Genomic DNA, 18,210 nt, shown 5'->3' with positions numbered 1-18,210 from the left:
GACGAGCCTTGGTTCGCCGCACCTCTCGGCAAGCGCCAGAGCCTCCAGGAAGGCAAGTGTATCGTCGCCGCTGAATTGCGCTGCCCCGGTCTTCAGGTTGTGTCTTCTCCGTCTTCCTCTGGGGCATTTTCAATATGCCGGCATCGCACTCGGAGTTCCACCAAAGTGAATAATCCCGGGACGCCTCTGGAAACTCAGACCGTTAAGAGTTACTGGGAGCGTGCCTTGTGCATGCTTCGCGTCTGTTGCTCCGCTGTCGCAAATCGGTGCGAACGAAGGTAGGCGCGGAAATCGGCACGACTGCCGCAGCGACGCGCATCTTGCCAATCGTTTGCACGAATTTTTCGCTTGGTTGGGTCCTGCGCGAGCAGCGAATAGTTTTCTCGCCCTGACGGACTAGATCGACCGGCTTATTCGGAACCGGCAAAAAGCTAACGCATTAGCCTGAGTATCCTTCGGATCAAGAGGGCCTACACTTCAATGCGCCGGATTGGGTGCTGAGGTGATAGACATGCTTACGGAATCGGCTTCGCTCGACGACGGAAAACTATCTACGCCAATCTTCAGATCGACCCGTAACGACGCTCCTGAGTTCCGACGGCCCTCCACATCCTTCATACCCCGTGGCCGGGCACTATTCTGGGAGGGAGAAGAAGAGGCTCACAAGATCGAAATTGTTGAGGGCGTCGTCCGGGCGGTCCGGCTACTTGAGAACGGAAACCGCCAAATCCTCGCCTTCTATTGGCCCGGCGATGTGGTCATGCCAACTCATTCAACCAACCAGCAGTATACCGCAGAGGCCGTGACAGATTGTCGCGTAGTTCGATCGAAAGTCTCTGGAGTGTGTCGGAGCGATGAGCCCTGTGGTGCACACCAGGTCTTGGCGGATACGCTCTCGTTGGTGCTGACCATGAGCCAAAAAAATTGCGTGGCGCGCATCGCGTGGCTGTTGTTGCGCATTCGGCCGCACTTGCCTGCCGATCTCAAACGCCCGGAAGCACTCCGGCTTCAGTTGCCCCGGGCCGATCTTGCCGACCACGTCGGAACATCGCTTGAAACGGTTTGCCGCACGCTCGCAGAGTTCAAAGCGAAAAAACTAATTGACCTGCCCAACCGTAAGACCATCAGGTTCATCAATCTGGAAGGTTTGGCGAGGATCTCCAACGGGCCGGCCTTCGATTGATTTGATTTGATTTGATTTGATTTCGATTTGCGAATGAGAAAGTTCATTTGATTCCTTCCACGCGGCGGCGGCAGGTTCGGACTGGGCTGAGCGTTCGCACTTTGGCCGTGACTGTTTCCCTTGTTTACGGCGGGCCACCGGTTGGAATGGCCCGCCGTCTGCTGAAGTATGTTGCCGACCTACGGAGCGTCAGGCCTTGAGCGATTCATTTGCTTTTGCGTCGCTCAACATTTGGCATGTCGGCTGCAGAACTGGATTGGCTCGCCGACGGAATACGGGTTGAACCGGTCGACCGATCAGATGGGCTTCCGGTCCGTCTTCCAGCGCCTTCCGGTACACGTCGAGTGCTCCATCGATGGCCTCGATGGTCTGGTCGATATCATCATCAGAGTGCGAATAGCTCACGACCAGTGACGGGGCTAGCAAGCCGCGGCGGATTGTCTCCTGCAAAAACAGCGCGCGAAAGATCTGTGATGGCGCTCCGTCGCCATCGAGGCAGGTATAGATCAAGTTGGACGTCCGGCCGGCGAGCTTGAAATGGTTGGCTAGTCCGCGACGGCGCGCAGAAGCTTCGACCCCGGCTTTCAGGCGGTCTCCCTGGCGGTGGAGCGTCTCGATGACTGGCCGGTCGCGATAGGTGTCCATGACGGCCAATGCCGCGGCCAACGCGTGGGTTTCGGCACCGTGCGTGGTTGACAGCAAGAAGACACGGTCTCGATCATGATCGGGGCCGCCGAGTTTCATGATGTCGCTCTTGCCAACCAGCGCGGAGATCGCAATGCCGTTGCCCAGCGCCTTGCCGAACGTCGATAGATCGGCCTCGACCTCGTGATACCTCTGAGCGGAGCATTTCGGCCACCGAAAGCCCGTGATCATCTCGTCGAAAATCAAGAGGGCGCCGTTCCGATCACAGAGTTCGCGCAACCCGGTCAGATATCCGGCGGCAGGCGGCACCTCCTTTTCGGCTTCGAGGATCAGCGCTGCGATCTGGCCCGGGTACTGAGCAAAAAGCGCTTCCGCCGAGGACAGGTCATTGTACCGGAATCCGAGCGTCAGCCGTGTCACATCGAGGGGGATGCCGGCGTCCATCGCCGTCGTGCAGATCGCCCAATCGTCGTAGGAGAAGAAGGGGTGGTCGGAGCACATGGCGACCATATCCCGGCCGGTGTAGGCTCGGGCAAGTCGGATCGCGGCAGTCGTGGCCGTCGACCCGTCTTTCGTGAACTTTGCCATTTCGGCGCCGGGGACCAGCTCGATCAGACGCTCCGCGCACTCGACCTCCAGCGTCGATGGCCGCGTAAAATTTGTTCCTTGCGACAGCTGCTCTGTGGCGGCCCTGACTACAGCGGCAAAGCCATGGCCGAGTGACACGGCGCGCAGCCCCATTCCGTATTCGATGAACTCGTTGCCGTCAGCGTCCCAGACGTGGCAGCCGAAGCCCTTCAAGATGAAGCCCGGCGCCAGCAGCGGATATTGATCATCGCCTTTCGCGTAGGTGTGTGCTCCACCAGGGATCGCTGCGCGGGCTCGAAGTCGTAGTTCGCCAGACGCCGTGAACCTGCCGAGATTTTCCCTCGTCGCCGTTCCTGACCAGCAGGAAGAATTCATCTTCATTACCGACCCCGCTGCCGCGCGTAATTTTCGAAGGACCAACTTTCTCTCGCCAATCCCCCTTGCCTGTCGACCCATTCGATATGGCCAAAATGCCGCATACTTGAGAGTTCTCAATTCGGCACCGTTCGTGGCAAAATTTTCAGCAGTCATTTCGAGTTGGTCGCTCTCTGCAACGAGATGGAAGCAGAGAGCTCCCAGACCGCAGGCCCTGCCCCTGCGCCGTTCCTCAACTGAAGACATCGCCTCCCATCCCATCGTTATTGAGCTTCGTCAGATTGATGAATGCGGCGTCAGCTAGGCTGAAGGCCGTTGTGTTTCAGGGTTGGGTGCCAAGCATGTCTGAAGCTGAGCAACTCAGAACTGCAAGATACGTATCCGAAATCAGCGTCGCGAAAACGGCGAGGCGAGGCATCGACTGGCCTGTTCTCGGTGTCGCTTTGGCGCTGGTTTGCGTCGTCGCATGGGACCTCGCTCTGCTGTGGCTTGCCTTTCAACTTTGCCGAATTGTGTTCCTTTAGAAATCAGTAACCTAACGGTCTCTCCTGCAGCATGATATTCTCAGAAACGATCCTCACCGGAGCCTACACGGTGGACGTCGACAGGCACCAGGATAACCGCGGGTACTTTGCCCGGATATTCTGCGCCGATACGTTTCTGGCGCACGGTCTCAAACCCGTCGTCGCGCAGGGGAGTATCAGCTACAACGCGAAACGCGGCACGTTGCGCGGGATGCATTTTCAATATCCGCCGGCAGCGGAGGCCAAGTATGTGCGATGCTCCAAGGGTGCGGTGGCCGACGTGATCGTCGACTTAAGGCCGGAATCGCCGACCTATTTGCGCTCTGTCACGGTCAACCTGTCTGCGGACAACGGCCGCGGCCTCTACATACCCGAGCGCTTCGCACACGGCTTCATCACGCTCACCGACGACGCCGAGCTGATCTACCTCATCAGCAACTACCACGTACCGGGCGCCGAAGGCGGGCTGTCGCATGATGATCCGGCGCTTGCAGTCGCCTGGCCGACAGACGTACGCGTGATCTCGGAACGCGACAGGGCATGGAAGCCCTACAGCGAGATCGGTGCCGAATTGAAGGCGCGGATGAGGTCCGCTGCGCGGGCAGGCACTTAGATCAAGCGGCGGCGCGACCTCGTCAACACGTAGTCTCGCCATATGCATCCCGAGAACGGCTCCAGAAACCCACGCGTGACTTGACGACCGTCAATAGCTCCACGCCGACGAGAGCTAGCGTGTCGGAAGCTATCGTCGCTTGCTCGGCAGGAGCCACAGAATGTTGGAAGAAGAAGTCACTCGCCCCCACAACGCCATGGCGCCATCTGTACGGGCAGCGGAGCCGAGTTGCTGCCGCTTCTGCAATACGCCCCTCGAACGCGTGTTCATCGATCTCGGACTGTCGCCGCTGGCCAATTCCTATCTGCGAGATGAAAAAGCCAAGCGGGACGAGCGCTTCTTTCCGTTGCGCGCGTACGTTTGCGGAGAATGCTTCCTTGTTCAACTGGAGGAATGGGAAGCGCCGGAGAACATCTTCGGGGACTACGCCTACTTTTCGTCCTATAGCGAGTCATGGCTGCAACACGCCAAGTCCTACGTCGCGCGGGCTATGGAAAGGTTCGGAATCGGTCCTCAGAGCAAGGTCGTGGAGATTGCAAGCAACGATGGATACTTGTTGCAATACTTTGTCGAGAAGGACGTTCCGGTTCTAGGAATCGAGCCAGCTCAAAACGTCGCCGCTGTGGCGCGCGCGAGGGGGATTCCGACCCGCGTGGAGTTCTTTGGCGAACGCACCGCCCGCACCCTGAGGCGTGAGGGGTTGCGCGCCAATCTGTTGATTGGAAACAACGTCCTCGCCCACGTGCCGAACCTGAACGACTTCGTCAAAGGCATGAGCATCCTCCTCGAGGATCGAGGCGTCATTACAATGGAATTCCCGCATTTGATGCGGTTGTTCGATGAATGTCAGATCGACACGATTTATCACGAGCACTTTTCCTACTTTTCCTTCATCTCCGTCGAGAAGATTTTTGCGGCGCATGGGCTGACGTTGTTTGACGTGGAGGAACTGCCTACGCATGGCGGATCGCTGCGGATCTATGCCCAGCACAGCAAAGGATGGCATCCAATCTCGCACCGGGTCGACGATCTCCGGACGCGCGAGATCAACGCCGGATACGCCGATCTTGATCACTACGATGCGTTTGAAGAACGCGCTATGCAAACCAAACGCAAGCTGCTCGCGTTTCTCGAGGAGGCGAAGCGCCAGGGCAAGCGGGTGGTCGGGTACGGGGCCCCGGCGAAGGGAAACACCCTCCTGAACTATTGCGGTATTACCACCGATCATATCGAATATACGGTTGATCGAAGTCCACACAAGCAGGGCTGTCTGTTGCCGGGCACCCATATTCCGATCTTCGAGCCTGAGCGGATCAGCGTGACAAAGCCGGATTACATACTCATCCTGCCCTGGAACTTGAAACGAGAGATCGTCAACCAGCTGTCGTTTGCCCGCAGCTGGGGAGCGCAATTCGTGGTGCCGATCCCGGAGCCTAGACTCGTAGATTGATCCGGGTTGAGTTCGTTAGCGAGGCGAGGGATGGACGACATTGCGCGGCATGTAGATCTTGCGAACCTCAGGGAAAGCGAGATGGCGGTCGATCTGTCGGCTGATGAAAGCGGGCAGGCGATTTACGACTTTATCGCAGACATGTATCCGATCTGCCGTAGCATCACGGGAGACGGGGTTCGAAGAACGATTGACTTGATCCGAAACTACATCCCGCTCACAACTTGTGAGGTACCTTCAGGCCTGCAGGTGTTCGATTGGACTGTGCCCCCGGAGTGGAACGTTCGGGACGCATACATAAAGAACAGCGCCGGCGAACGTGTGGTCGATTTTAAGAAGTCGAACCTGCATCTCCTCAGCTACAGCACGCCGGTGCGGGCGCGCATGACACTCGACGAGCTCAAGCCCCATCTTTACTCGGATCCGGAAAGACCTGATTGGACGCCCTATCGCACGAGCTATTACCAGACGACCTGGGGCTTCTGTTTGCCGCACAATCAACTGCTGGCAATGCCGGAGGACGACTATGAGGTCTGTGTCGACTCCAGGCTCGAACCGGGCCATTTGACATACGGCGATTTGAGGTTGCTTGGCCGTACTTCGGACGAGGTGTTGATCTCCTGCCATATTTGTCATCCGTCACTGTGCAATGACAATTTGTCGGGAATCGGGGTTGCTACGGCACTTGCCCAGTACCTTCGGAAGATGGACCATAGATATACCTATCGTTTCGTTTTTGCCCCGGGCACGATCGGCTCGATCACGTGGTTGGCGCTGAACGAGGCACATGTCGGGCGAGTTAAGCATGGATTCGTCGTAACCTGTGCGGGAGATCCGGGACCAGTGACTTACAAAAAAAGCCGCCGCGGCAACGCCGAGATCGACAGGGCTTGGTCCTACGTCCTCGAGCAGAGTGGCGATCCGTACGAGATCGAGGAGTTTTCTCCCTATGGCTACGACGAACGGCAGTACTGTTCGCCTGGTTTCAATCTTCCGATTGGAACCGTGATGCGAACACCCTACGGCAAGTTCGCGGAGTACCACAGCTCAGCCGACAATTTGGACCTTGTTCGTCCAGCTGCGCTGCGTGACACGCTTTCGAAAGCAATTTCGACCATCGACATCATCGAGAACAATGCTTGCTACCGGAGCGAGAAGCCGTTCTGCGAGCCAAAGCTTGGCAATTACGGCCTCTACAGCGAGCTGGGCGGTCTTGCGGCCGGAGACTACCAGATGGGTCTGCTATGGATTTTGAACATGTCCGACGGAGAAAACTCACTTCTTGATATCGCCGAACGGGCTCGACTGCCTTGGGAAACGATCAAACAGGCAGCGGCGGCGCTGAGCGGAGCAGGGCTCATAAAATCGATTGTCCCGGATCCGGCGAAGTAGCGCGATGGAGCTGGCTCGGCGTCGCACCGCGGCGGGCCAGAGAACGCGAATGCAACTCTCTGTGGCATGATGGGTTGCCATCTCCAGGTAGCGGCCAGCCGCGGCAAGCCGCTCGAGAAGCGGGTGGGCCGAACGTCAGATTGAAGAGAATGTGGGTTGGCACGACGTCATGATCCAACGGCTGTCGTTAGTGACTGGCTGGGTGGCACTAGCTTTCATCGCCTTTGCAACCCTTTCTCCGATCCGGGACCGCCCGACGATGGCAGGGCTGCAACTTGAGCACTTCGCTGCCTTTGCCGTCATGGGGATCGCCTTTGCCTTGGGCGCGCCGCGCCGCACGTTGCTCATCGCTACCATGATGATCGCCAGTGCCGTTGCTCTCGAAAGTTTGCAATTGCTGACACCGGACCGGCATGGTCGAGTACTAGATGCATTCGTAAAGGCGGCAGGGGGAGTCTGCGGCGTCGGCGTCGGCCGCGTGGGAACGCAGATCTGGTGGGCGTGGGTCGATCGGATCAAGAACACCCTGAAGTCCCAACGACCCGGTACATCGGCATAACGAACCAATTCGCGACACAGATCGAACAGGAGTTGCGGCGGTCGTGACGCCTAACGTTCCGCGGCGGGCCGACTATCTCTCGCGTAGACTCTCCTGCTTGTACCTCATGATCGGTGAGAGGACGTAGCTGATGATGCTACGTGAGCCGGATTTGACTTCAACCGTTGCAGCCATGCCTGGAGAAAGGCTGACACGTCTGTTGTCAATGTCCATGTGGTTGCGGTCGAGCGATACCCGCGCGGCGTACACAAGCTCCTGACCCTTCGGTTCGCTGCTGGTTGTCTCCGCACCCGACGACCTCGTGTTGCCGCTCTCTGGCGGTTTGTTGCGGGGAATGGCGTCCTGGGAGATGCTGACAATCGTGCCATGCAGCAGTCCGTAGCGGGTGAAATTGAAAGTGTCGATCTTGATGGCGGCTTCCTGGCCTGCTTCGATGAAGCCGATGTCCTGGTTCGATATCATGGCTTCGACCTCGAGATTACTGTCGGTCGGAACAATCAGCATAAGCTGTTGCGCCGGCGTGACGACGCCGCCGACTGTATGGACAGCGAGCTGCTGCACGACACCGCCGATGGGAGCTGTCAGACTCTGCAAACCCGCGTGTCGCTCCGCCTTGATGACGTCCTGGGTTAACCCGGCAGCCTTCTGTTCCGCTTTGGCGAGTTCCTCGAACAAGGTACGCTCATACTCGGCGATTGCCTTGTTTCGGGTCTCCATGAGAACGCCAATGGCGCCGTCCGCCTCGCCGAAACGGCTTTGCTGAACAAGTATCTCCTGGCGTTGGCCGACCAGTTCCTGGAGCTCAGTCAAGTACAACAGCTTCGAGCCCAGTTCTTTCTGATACAGCTGCTCGCGTATTTCAACACGCTGCTGAAGTGGACCGATGGTTGCCTTCAGCTTCTCAATTGACGCTTTGGAGGTTGCTCGCTCTGCTTCTTTCTGCGCGATTTGACGATCAATTGTGGCGAGCTTCGCATTCTGCTCGGTGGTCTGGCTGATAAGAAAGCGACGGTGCATCTCGGCCAGCGCAGGTGACGCGCCGGGCGGGGCTTCGAATGTTGAGGCGGGATCGGTCTTGTTTGAGAGCAAGGACTTCAAACGCGCGACGTCGAGCTGTGCGCTCATCAGATCGCCCTTCAAGTGGCTCAGTTCGGCCGCGGAAACAGTAGCATCCAGATCGATCAGTCGTTCGCCGGCTGCGACAACTTGCCCGTCGCGGACGTAGATCGCGCGGACAACGCTGGTTTCGAAGGGTTGAATGGTCTTGGTCCGGCCGCTTGGAATGATCTTGCCCGGAGCGATGGCAACAATGTCGACCGTTCCAATGCAGGCCCAGGCCAATGCGACAGCGAGCCCGGCCATAATGCTGACGACGATGGCACGTCCCACCGGAGACGGAGGCGTCTCGATGATCTCTAGTGCTGCGGGCAGAAAGGCGAGCTCGTGGCTCGGGTGCGCCTCATGGGTGGGCCCGAGCCTTGCGACCGCGCGGCCGAGCTTGCGGGCGTGATCTGCGAAGACAATGACGGCATTCCCCGAGCCGCTCTGCGCCGGCCCCGCGGGCCGCCGCTCCGCCGTTAAAGGCGCTCGGCCGGCAAAGCCGGAAAACAGGTCGGTCAGTCGAGACGTCATTGCCAGTGAACGCGCCTTCAAATCCTGCACTAGGCCCAGGCAATTTTGAGAGAGGCGCAGGAGCCAAGCGGTGATGGCGCGGCGTCGGATAATCAAAACCAGCCGCCCATCCCAGATAGCTTCGAGTTCAGATCTGGAGATGATAGCCGGCCTTTCGGCGCCGGGAGCAAGGATCACCGCTTCGTTGCCGTGCAGTTTTCCAAGCAATAGGAAGCTTTGGCTGCGAAGCGGAACAATTCCCGGCAGAGGATGCTTTGACAGCTCATCCCAATCGGTCAGTGCACAACGTGCAGAAAGGTTGACCTCTCTTGCATAAGCGAGCATTTCCGGAACGCCGATCGGAGCGTAGCCTGACCGTCGGCGAATGTGATCGAGATTGCTCTCAATACCGCGCAGGCGTAGGAGGACGTCCAGGACAAAAAGCCCGGGGTCTTCGATAGCCTGTGTCACAGTCCGCTCCATCGGCCCTCAGCGATTCCAATACGGAGTGTGAGACGGATAGGCCGGGCCGCATCGTCTCCTTGCGCGGTCGTGAGAGAGGAACGTGCTATGGAAGCTCATGGAAACCTGTCTGCAGGCGATAGAGCTTGGAATACCGCCCGCCGCGATTGATCAGTTCTTGATGGGTGCCGTCCTCGATCAGGCGGCCATCTTCAATCGTGATGATGCGGTCGGCCATTCGCAGGGCCGACAATCGATGCGCAATGATCAGTACAGTCCGGCCCTGTGAAATCTTCGCCATATTCTGTTGAACAATGTGCTCGCTCTCATAGTCGAGTGCGCTGGTGGCCTCGTCAAGAATCAGGATCCGAGGATCGGTTACAAGCGCGCGCGCAATTGCAATGCGCTGACGCTGTCCACCTGACAGACTATTCCCCCGTTCCCCTACGGTGGTGTCATAGCCCTGCGGTAGCTTCAGAATAAAGTTATGTGCACCAGCCATTGTGGCCGCCTCGATCACGCGTTCCGTCGATGTCGCGGGATCGGCGAACGCAATATTATCCCTGATCGAGCAGTTGAAAAGCATGTTGTCCTGAAGAACCACGCCAATCTGGCGACGCAACCAGGCGGGGTCCACCTGCGCAACGTCGATGCCGTCGACCAGGACTCGACCGCGCTCAGGTATGTAGAGTCGTTGCACCAGCTTGGCCAACGTGCTCTTTCCCGACCCCGAGGCGCCTACTATTCCAATGACCTGGCTCGCGGGAACATGGAAGTGCATATCCCGCAGGATCTCGGGTCCGTCAATGCGGTAGCGAAAGGTCACGTGCTCGAAAGTGATATGGCCTCGGATCGCAGCCAGTGCCATCTTGCCGGGATTGTAGACCGGCTCGGTCTCCGTATTCAGAATATCGCCAAGGCGTGCGATCGAAAGCCTGGCCTGATGAAAGTCTTGCCAAGTCTGAGCCAATCGAAGCACTGGAGCGCTTGCGCGGCCGGCGAGCAAATTGAAAGCTACAAGTTCGCCAACGGTAAGATCGCCACCTATGACAAGTCTCGCGCCGAAATAGAGGATAGCCGCGCTGACCAGTTTGCTGACAAATTGAACCAATTGACTTGCTACGTTGGCAAGACTGATGACTCGAAAACTAGCGGCGACATATCCGGCGAGTTGCTGCTCCCAACGGCGCTGCATCTGGGGCTCGACGGCCATTGCCTTGAGTGTCTCTATTCCAGTCACACTCTCCACAAGGAAGGCCTGATTTTCTGCGCCACGCTGAAACTTCTCATCAAGCCGTCGCTGAAACAGCGGCGTGGCGGCGGCGGAAATTCCGACATAGATTGGAAGCGAGAAGAGAACGATCCATGTCAGCGCCGGTGAGTAGAAGAACAGCATCGCGATGAAGATGGTCGCAAAGAACAAATCGATGATCAGCGTCAAGGCCGAACTGGTCAGGAAATTGCGGATATTCTCCAGTTCCCGCACCCTCGCAACGGAGTCGCCAACGCGCCGTGCCTGAAAATAGCCAATTGGCAGAGCCAATAGGTGACGAAACAGCCGGGCGCCCAGTTCCACGTCGATCCGATTTGTGGTGTGGGAAAACAGATAGGTGCGAAGGATGCCAAGTATCGTTTCAAACAACGCGATTGCGACAAGGCCAATAGCGAGCACGTCCAGAGTGCGCATGCTCTGGTGAACCAGGACCTTGTCGATCACGACCTGAAAGATGAGGGGCGATACAAGCGCAAAAAGCTGCAGGCAGAATGATGCAGCCAGAACTTCGGTCAGCAGCCGCCGGTACTTGTGAATCGCGCCGAGAAACCAGGTGATGTCGAAACGGCGGGCGAGATCGGAGAGAGACGCGCGGCGCGTCATCAGGATCACCGATCCGTCCCAGGCGGCCTCGATCTCCATTCGCGACATTATGACCGGCTGAGGGCGACCAGGCTCGAGAGCGATGACCTTGTCCTCACTGGCCTTTCCGAAGATCAAGAATTTGTCCTCGCGCAGGATGGCGAGTGCCGGCATGGGTAGACCGGAAAGCCTAGACCAATTCGTTCTGACGACGCGTGCCCTCAGCCCCAGATCTTTGGCGCAGCGGAGCATCTCGGCGATCCTGACAACTCCTCCGAACTGATGACGGATCCGTTCAGGATCAACTGCGACCCCGTGAAATCGGAGCATCATGACCAACGCGATCAATCCTTGATCAGGGATTGCGCCAGTTGGCTCAAGTTGCTCGTGCATTGGCACTCCGCGCCGCATCACACAGTTTGGCCGGGTAATGCCTGTGGCAGTGAATATCGACCATGATGGTATTCGCCCGACGCTGCGCGTGGCTCAGGACGCAACCCGATATCGGCCGATTAGGGAAGCAATCCGGCGAGGCAGCAGGCCATCAACCCATTTTAGGAGCCGCCCCGAAAGCGAGTTGACGGCTGTCAATATCGGGGGGAGGTGGTCGCATATCATCCCTCGGATGGTTGGAATTGTAACGAGAACATCCGCGCACCGCCTGGCCGAACGCCAGGCAACAGGAATTGGTGTTGGCGTCGGATCTCGGCTTGTTCCGACCTCTCGGTCAGGAATGCGAAATGACTGAATCTTCGTTCGAGTTCGGTGAGGAACCAGTAGCGACGTTTCCGATCGAGCGTTCGAGAGCGCGTCCTGAACAAGATGTTCAACACACCAGACGGGATCAGCTCGACGATCCGGATCGGCCCAACCTAAAAGTCCTGTTCGCGAACAAATTCTTCTTCCGCAACGGCGGCTCCGAGGTCGTCATGTTCGACGAGATGGAGCTGATGCGGAGTCGAAACGCCGATGTCATTGAATTCTCAATGAATGATGACCGAAATGCCCCATCGCGCTTTCAGCCATACTTCGTATCGCAAAAATCATATCGGGCTCCATCGCGGCGCGAAAAGCTGAAGTCTGCACTTTCCCTTATTCACTCCCCGGAAGCCGTTTCGAAGATTACTGATCTCATTCGGAACGAGAGACCGAATATCCTCCATTGCCACAACATTTACCATCAGCTCACCCCATCCATCATCTCCGCCGCGGCAAGATTGGGAGTTCCTGTCGTTCTCACGCTTCATGACTACAAGACGGTCTGTCCTGTCTACACGCAGCTCAGCAACGGACAGGTGTGCACGAGATGCGCAGACGGTGGCTTCGAGGCCCTTCTCGCGCGACGCTGCGCGAATGGGTCATTGGGCCGCAGCGCCTTACTCTGGGCGGAGGCGCGCTATCACGCGTTGGCGGGAAGCTATCATCGGGTCGGCAAATTCATTGCGCCGAGCAAATTTATGTACGAGGCCGTCGTCCGTCGGTTTGGTGCGGAGAAGGTGATTCATATTCCGAACGGAATAGACGCGTCGCGTATCGAGGTGTCTACCGACGACGAGGGCTACGTGTTGTACTCTGGGCGCTTGTCGCCTGAAAAGGGCGTTGAGACCCTTCTCCTAGCTCATGCAGCAGATCAAGGAGCCTGGCGGTTGGTGATCGCCGGCACCGGTCCGCTGCTGGAGGAGCTTCAACGGAAGTATCCGATGGCGGAGTTCAAAGGATACCTCACGGGCATAGACCTGGAACGAACGATCAAGCGAGCGGCGTTGATAGCTGTCCCCTCCGGATGGCACGAGAACAGCCCTCTCTCAATTCTTGAAGCGATGGCACACGGGAAGCCGATCGTCGCGTCGCGCATCGGCGGCATTCCCGAGCTCGTGAGAGACGGATCGACGGGTCTGTTGTTTGAGCCCGGCGACGTTTCTCAGCTGTCGGAAAGTATCAGAAAGCTTCTTGCCGATCGGCATAGTCGAGAGGCACTCGGCCGCAATGCGCGAAGGATCGTCGAGATTGAATATTCACTTCAGGCGCATGGAGCCGCGTTGTTCTCGCTGTATGAGAGCCTGATTGGAGCGGCGGGCTTACACAAGAAAGTTGGATCATAAAATGGACCTCACTGTCATTTCAACGTTCCGCTGCAATTCGAAGTGCCAGATGTGTTACATCTGGCAAAACCCGACCGAGCCGAAGGAAGAGGTGTCGCTTGACACGCTGTCAAAACTTCCTGCCGGATTTGACAACCTGAATGTGTCAGGCGGAGAACCGACGCTTCGCAAAGACCTCTCGGAAGTGATCGACCTTCTCTATCCCAAGGCAAGGGTGACGGAGATATCGTCGAACGGCCTGCACCCTGAGCGCCTGGTTCCTATCATCAAGAAGTACCCGAATATCAAGGTGCGGTTTTCGCTGGAGGGCGATGAGGAAACCAACGACAGGATTCGCGGCGAGAAGGACGGCTATAGCACCAAGATCGCCGGACTTCGTATGCTTCGTGAGGCGGGTGGCACCGACCTCGGTTTTGCGATGGTCATTCAGGATGAGAACGTCGATCAGCTCGTCAATGTCTACGAATTCGCCCGGACGGAAGGCTTCGAACTGGCGACCTCCACGCTCCACAATGCGTGGCAGTTCTACAAGAACGACAACTACTTCTATGACCGGATGGCGGTCGCGCGAAAGGTCGAAGGACTGATTTCGGCGATGCTGCGCAGTCCGAAGCCAAAGAACTGGTTTCGGGCTTACCTGAATCTCGGTCTGATCGAGAAGATCCTTGGTCACGATCGGCTGATACCCTGCAGCGCAGGCAAGGATTTCGCGTTCATCGATCCTTGGTCGGACGTATGGGCTTGCAACGTCCGGTCCGATCTTCCCATGGGCAATCTTGCGCGCCAGTCATGGGACGAGATCATGAACAGCGAGGTCGCGCAGCAGACGCGGAAGAAGGTCGCTGGCTGCGACCAGAATTGCTGGATGGTGACGACCGCGCGGACCGCCATGCGGTCCAACCTGGTCCCTCAGTTGCCGAAATCCGAACCTCTGCTCTGGGTCCTCAAGAACAAGCTGAAGGTATCGATCGGCAAGAGCATCTGCTTTGACAGCTACATCAATTATTCCGACGTGAGGCCGTCCCCGCACGTCGAACGAACGTCCTTCCTGAACAAGAACGTCAAGGCCCGGTTGGTCAAAGGGCGCGTTACCCCCGACGAACATTACCCGTTGCGAACTTTCATGAACAATTGAAAATTAGCGGAGGAAATCTCGATGAGCAGGCGTGAGATCTACATGTTCGGTTTCCGTGGTTTCCCGCAGGTCCAGGGTGGCATCGAAACGCACGCAGAGAATCTTGCGCCACGGGTGGTCGAACTCGGCCGACGAGTCACCGTGTGCATGCGATCCCCCTATGTCGAGCCCAGCGTCGCCAAAGTTTGGAAAGGCGTCCGCATATTGCGGCTGTGGACTGTGCCAAACAAGTACTTCGAAACGCTGCTGCATTCCGTGATTTGTGCGATTGTTGCTGCGGTTCGGAGGCCGGGTCTGGTGCATATTCACGGCATCGGACCCGCAATCGTAACGCCGTTGCTGCGGGCCATCGGTCTGCGGGTCGTCGTCACCCATCACGGCGAGGACTACAACCGGGAGAAATGGGGCTGGGCGGCGCGGACGGTGCTGCGGACCGGTGAAGCGATGGGGATGCGCTACGCCAACAAGCGCATCGCTGTCAGCCGTAGTATCGGCGACCTCATTGCGTCCAAATATGGCCGGCCTTGCGAAGTGATACCGAATGGGGTCGTGTTCTCGGAGATGCCGCAACAGAGCGACAAGGTCGTCGAATTGGGATTGGAGCCAGGACGATACGTACTCACGGTCGGTCGGCTGGTGCCCGAGAAACGCCAGCTCGATCTCCTGCGTGCGTTTTCGGCCGCGGCACTGCCTGGATGGAAGTTGGCGATCGTTGGCAAGATCGATCATCAGAACGAATACGCAGATCAACTGGTCAGAGAGGCGGCCGGCCGGCAAAACGTCGTCATGGCGGGCTTTCAGACCGGCGATGCGTTGCGACAACTCTATGCGCACGCCGCGCTGTTCGTGTTGCCCTCGTCACATGAGGGCCTACCCATTGTGTTGCTCGAAGCGCTTAGCTATGGATTGCCGGTGCTGGTGAGTGATATTGCTCCCAACCTCGAAGTCGTGGACGATCCCACCCGCATTTTCCATGTCGGAGATTGCGAGGAGATGCGCGCGAAGCTTTCGGCGCTGACGCTCGCGAGCTTGAATGCGGAGGAGCGCGAAGCCGTCCGCCGCGAGAGTGCTCAGCGATACGATTGGTCCGACATCGCGCACAGGACGCTGGAAGTATACGACGAACTGCTTGGCCGGAGACGGCCACAAGGCAACATCGCGCGTTCGAGCGGGGCCGGAAATAAAGTGCAACAATTGGAATTGGGCAGGCCGGTGGCTGCCCGCTACGGCCTCGCTCGCAGCGTCAACGACAATTTGACGAAACCGCTCACGGGTGTGCCGTCGGCAAAAGTCAAATTGAAATAGTCGCGGCGCCAATCGGAAGCCGAGGACGCGTACGCCGAGCCCTTCTGGGGTTGAGCTCTTCCGCGGGCGGCCGACATCGTTCGTTGGCACGGGGTCCATAGTGCTCCTTTCGGTGCGGTCTTTGCGGTCGCCCGCGCCTTAAAGGCCGGTTACCTCAGCCCGCGGCCTTGAGGCCGGACATCCTCAACACATCGACGTAAGCCTCTGCAACAGCGGGCTTTTCGCGGTCGGCTTCTGCACATCGCCCCGGCTGCCGGCGAGCGTAGGCTTGATATCGCACCGCCGGCTTGATTCTGAGCACAAATTGGGCTTCCGAAAGCGACTGAACCCTGAGAGGCTCAGGACAGGGGATTCGCGAGCCAACGAAGCATCGGGTCAGACGCTGAAACGGCTAAGCGTTGCTGGATGTTGTGAGAGTGACCAGGGTGGACAAGGCAACGGTAAGCGAGATTGACCGGCTGATCGCACCGATCGTCGAGTTGGCCGGCGAAAACCTGATGTGCCTGTCCGACCCCTCATTTGAGTTCGTACCGGATAGAACGAGAGGGGGGATCTCGGCCATTCATCAGCGCTTGAAAGCGGAGCTGAGGGCGCTTCTGCAACTGCGCACGGTGTATGGCGACATGATCGCCTGCCGGGTTGTCGCCGGTGAATATCCGTGGGCGCGAGGCGAATTGTCGCACTACCAGCATTTGAGACTTGCGTGGTCGCAGTTCGCGCGGCTGAGCGACATGTTCAATGAATCCATGAAGGAGATTGATTGCCTTCATGGCGAGACGCTGGAGCTGCTTTCTGTCGATGTCGAGCGAGCGGGTGGTTGGTCGGCTGGCGGCGGGGCCCTGCCAACCGAGGCTATCGATCGGGGTGCGCTCGTGGATCGCTGGTACGACGTTGCGCCAAAGTCGGAACTGACAATCTTTGATACCATGAGGATGGCAAGCGAATGGTCCGATGTCGCTCATCCTTTCGCGGATCACTACGGTGCAGCCCGAAGCGAGCTATTGGGGCAGATTGACGCAAAGATGCAGGCAGTCGCTTCGGGCATTGCCGGTTTTCTGTCGAATCATGGCGACGAACTCATAGACCTGATTGGACGGTACAACGACATGGTCAGGAACTTCCGAATGCTGCATGACAGAGACAAGATATGAAGGGTCCGCGCGGTGAGGACCAACGATGTCCGCGCGCGGGAGCAGGTCAGCAATTAGATGCACCGGCGAACTGAGCTTATCCCTCGGTTGGAGGAGTGCCAATTCGCAGTTGACTGACGGTCATCTTGCCAGAGACTGACACAAGCTCGTAGCTTACCCGTTGCCCCTCGAGCAACGTGGAAAGGCCGGCTTGTTCGACCGCCGACATATGAACGAATATGTCCGAGCCTCCGCCGTCGGGTCTAATGAACCCGTAACCCTTAAACTTGTTAAACCAAACTACAAATCCAGTCGGCACAGTACCTCCAGGCAATTTCTTGGTCCTTTTCGGAGCGAACGCCGTGATGAGGAGCTGAAATCGGGCGCAGATACGGGGTTGTTGAACTTGAGAACCCGGTCTCTTGCAGTTAATCCGCATCGCTCTATCTAGTTTCCTTCTCCTCTCCCTGAGCCGTTGCGCAGACAATCCAGCTTGATTGCCGACAGCATCTGTGGCCGGAAGCGCTGCACGAGTACAAAATCAGCGCTGGATGTTGCTTAAACGAGCAACGTGCCTCGCAAGCAGGCATTCCATCTGGTGGAGATCGGATCTCAAGATGAGTTTCTCGCACCTAGCGTCGGCCGGATCGTCTCGTTGTTTGCGGGTGCAAATCTTGGCTCGCCGTACCAGATGCTCCACGGCCAGCAATACGGTAGTATGTTCAACACGGTAATACGTTCACCGACACCCTCCACATGGCGTGCAGGACATGGCGTGCAGGGTATCAAAAGGTCGTGTTGGACATTGCTTATCAGACTGAGTGCCCACGACGCTCGGGAAGTGGGGAGCTGTCAAAGCTCTAACCGGCGATGTTTGCGGCGTCCAACGTATGAACGGGCAGGCGAGTTGTTCGCCGAACGGATCAGAAAGGCGGGCGGTTGGTTGGTCTCGTTGGCGGACGCCGATTTGCCTTGTATCTCAGATACTCCGCACGGCGTCTGCGGGAGATAACCTCACGCGTCCCATACCCAGCTGCGAACGAGATCGAAACTATTGCGAGAAGTAGCAGGAGATCATCGAGCACATCTTATCTCCAACCGAGTGTTTGTTAGGGGCGCCGTCAAAAGCCGATCTTCGGGCGCAAAACCGCGCTAGCATCGTGCCGACCGGCGATGGCGGCGCCGATGTGGCTTGGAATAAGAGAACGGCACATAGTGGCAGTTGGTTGAGCATACGGGTTGTTCGGAGGAGCCAGGTCCTGAGCCGACAGTGCCGATCGG

The 18,210-nt window shown here is 57.8% G+C and carries 13 protein-coding genes and 1 pseudogene; 10 read left to right on the top strand and 4 right to left on the bottom strand.

Annotated elements, in window-relative coordinates:
* Nucleotides 1-511: 511 nt before the first annotated feature.
* Both QCM77_RS03205 and QCM77_RS03200 read left to right on the top strand, forming a co-directional pair.
* Nucleotides 512-814 (top strand): annotated as a pseudogene (locus QCM77_RS03205) (cyclic nucleotide-binding domain-containing protein); the annotation flags it as partial.
* A gap of 87 nt (nucleotides 815-901) precedes the next feature.
* Nucleotides 902-1,183, top strand: a complete 282-nt coding sequence (locus QCM77_RS03200) for a Crp/Fnr family transcriptional regulator (RefSeq protein ID WP_279682073.1) — start codon at nucleotides 902-904, stop codon at nucleotides 1,181-1,183.
* Between the two features lie 189 nt (nucleotides 1,184-1,372).
* Here QCM77_RS03200 and QCM77_RS03195 read toward each other — a convergent pair whose 3' ends face one another.
* Nucleotides 1,373-2,791, bottom strand: a complete 1,419-nt coding sequence (locus QCM77_RS03195) for a glutamate-1-semialdehyde 2,1-aminomutase (protein ID WP_462804288.1) — start codon at nucleotides 2,789-2,791, stop codon at nucleotides 1,373-1,375.
* A gap of 555 nt (nucleotides 2,792-3,346) precedes the next feature.
* Between QCM77_RS03195 and QCM77_RS03190 the strand changes: the two genes are divergently transcribed.
* From QCM77_RS03190 to QCM77_RS03175, 4 genes are all read left to right on the top strand, one after another.
* On the top strand, nucleotides 3,347-3,928 hold the full coding sequence (locus tag QCM77_RS03190; RefSeq protein ID WP_279681991.1) for a dTDP-4-dehydrorhamnose 3,5-epimerase family protein: 582 nt from the start codon (nucleotides 3,347-3,349) through the stop codon (nucleotides 3,926-3,928).
* A 196-nt stretch (nucleotides 3,929-4,124) separates the two neighbouring features.
* Entirely contained in the window at nucleotides 4,125-5,378 is a 1,254-nt protein-coding gene (locus tag QCM77_RS03185) for a methyltransferase domain-containing protein (RefSeq protein WP_279663132.1), read from the top strand.
* Nucleotides 5,379-5,408: 30 nt separating this feature from the next.
* Nucleotides 5,409-6,770, top strand: a complete 1,362-nt coding sequence (locus QCM77_RS03180) for a DUF4910 domain-containing protein (protein WP_279681989.1) — start codon at nucleotides 5,409-5,411, stop codon at nucleotides 6,768-6,770.
* 169 nt (nucleotides 6,771-6,939) lie between these two features.
* Nucleotides 6,940-7,329: a VanZ family protein gene (locus QCM77_RS03175; protein WP_279681987.1), complete on the top strand. Its 390-nt coding sequence runs from the start codon at nucleotides 6,940-6,942 to the stop codon at nucleotides 7,327-7,329.
* A gap of 72 nt (nucleotides 7,330-7,401) precedes the next feature.
* Here QCM77_RS03175 and QCM77_RS03170 read toward each other — a convergent pair whose 3' ends face one another.
* The gene (locus QCM77_RS03170; protein ID WP_279681985.1) at nucleotides 7,402-9,411 is read right to left on the bottom strand and encodes an HlyD family type I secretion periplasmic adaptor subunit; all 2,010 of its coding nucleotides are present in this window, start codon (nucleotides 9,409-9,411) and stop codon (nucleotides 7,402-7,404) included.
* A gap of 97 nt (nucleotides 9,412-9,508) precedes the next feature.
* The gene (locus tag QCM77_RS03165) at nucleotides 9,509-11,650 is read right to left on the bottom strand and encodes a type I secretion system permease/ATPase (RefSeq protein WP_279681984.1); all 2,142 of its coding nucleotides are present in this window, start codon (nucleotides 11,648-11,650) and stop codon (nucleotides 9,509-9,511) included.
* 347 nt (nucleotides 11,651-11,997) lie between these two features.
* Between QCM77_RS03165 and QCM77_RS03160 the strand changes: the two genes are divergently transcribed.
* From QCM77_RS03160 to QCM77_RS03145, 4 genes are all read left to right on the top strand, one after another.
* Complete coding sequence (locus QCM77_RS03160) at nucleotides 11,998-13,359, top strand: glycosyltransferase family 4 protein (protein WP_279662985.1); 1,362 nt, start codon at nucleotides 11,998-12,000, stop codon at nucleotides 13,357-13,359.
* A gap of 1 nt (nucleotide 13,360) precedes the next feature.
* Entirely contained in the window at nucleotides 13,361-14,494 is a 1,134-nt protein-coding gene (locus QCM77_RS03155; RefSeq protein ID WP_279662986.1) for a radical SAM protein, read from the top strand.
* A 21-nt stretch (nucleotides 14,495-14,515) separates the two neighbouring features.
* Nucleotides 14,516-15,799 carry a glycosyltransferase family 4 protein gene (locus QCM77_RS03150; protein WP_279681982.1) on the top strand — a complete coding sequence of 428 codons (1,284 nt, stop codon included), beginning with the start codon at nucleotides 14,516-14,518 and terminating at the stop codon, nucleotides 15,797-15,799.
* A gap of 425 nt (nucleotides 15,800-16,224) precedes the next feature.
* Nucleotides 16,225-16,950 (top strand): hypothetical protein, encoded by a 726-nt coding sequence (locus QCM77_RS03145; RefSeq protein ID WP_279662988.1) that lies wholly within the window; start codon nucleotides 16,225-16,227, stop codon nucleotides 16,948-16,950.
* A 76-nt stretch (nucleotides 16,951-17,026) separates the two neighbouring features.
* Here QCM77_RS03145 and QCM77_RS03140 read toward each other — a convergent pair whose 3' ends face one another.
* Nucleotides 17,027-17,368 carry a cold shock domain-containing protein gene (locus QCM77_RS03140; RefSeq protein WP_347882346.1) on the bottom strand — a complete coding sequence of 114 codons (342 nt, stop codon included), beginning with the start codon at nucleotides 17,366-17,368 and terminating at the stop codon, nucleotides 17,027-17,029.
* Nucleotides 17,369-18,210 lie beyond the last annotated feature (842 nt).

Origin of the sequence: Bradyrhizobium nivariense (assembly GCF_029846695.2) — a bacterium.
Classification (GTDB): domain Bacteria; phylum Pseudomonadota; class Alphaproteobacteria; order Rhizobiales; family Xanthobacteraceae; genus Bradyrhizobium.
Note: the sequence above shows the minus strand (reverse complement) of the source record. Positions and strands in the feature narration are given on the sequence as shown.

Coding starts and splice junctions, on each gene's coding strand:
- QCM77_RS03180 (WP_279681989.1), top strand. CDS start 5,409: ATGGACGACATTGCGCGGCATGTAGATCTTGCGAACCTCAGGGAAAGC.
- QCM77_RS03140 (WP_347882346.1), bottom strand. CDS start 17,368: ATGCGGATTAACTGCAAGAGACCGGGTTCTCAAGTTCAACAACCCCGT.
- QCM77_RS03160 (WP_279662985.1), top strand. CDS start 11,998: ATGACTGAATCTTCGTTCGAGTTCGGTGAGGAACCAGTAGCGACGTTT.
- QCM77_RS03185 (WP_279663132.1), top strand. CDS start 4,125: ATGGCGCCATCTGTACGGGCAGCGGAGCCGAGTTGCTGCCGCTTCTGC.
- QCM77_RS03195 (WP_462804288.1), bottom strand. CDS start 2,791: ATGAATTCTTCCTGCTGGTCAGGAACGGCGACGAGGGAAAATCTCGGC.
- QCM77_RS03150 (WP_279681982.1), top strand. CDS start 14,516: ATGAGCAGGCGTGAGATCTACATGTTCGGTTTCCGTGGTTTCCCGCAG.
- QCM77_RS03155 (WP_279662986.1), top strand. CDS start 13,361: ATGGACCTCACTGTCATTTCAACGTTCCGCTGCAATTCGAAGTGCCAG.
- QCM77_RS03175 (WP_279681987.1), top strand. CDS start 6,940: ATGATCCAACGGCTGTCGTTAGTGACTGGCTGGGTGGCACTAGCTTTC.
- QCM77_RS03165 (WP_279681984.1), bottom strand. CDS start 11,650: ATGCACGAGCAACTTGAGCCAACTGGCGCAATCCCTGATCAAGGATTG.
- QCM77_RS03190 (WP_279681991.1), top strand. CDS start 3,347: ATGATATTCTCAGAAACGATCCTCACCGGAGCCTACACGGTGGACGTC.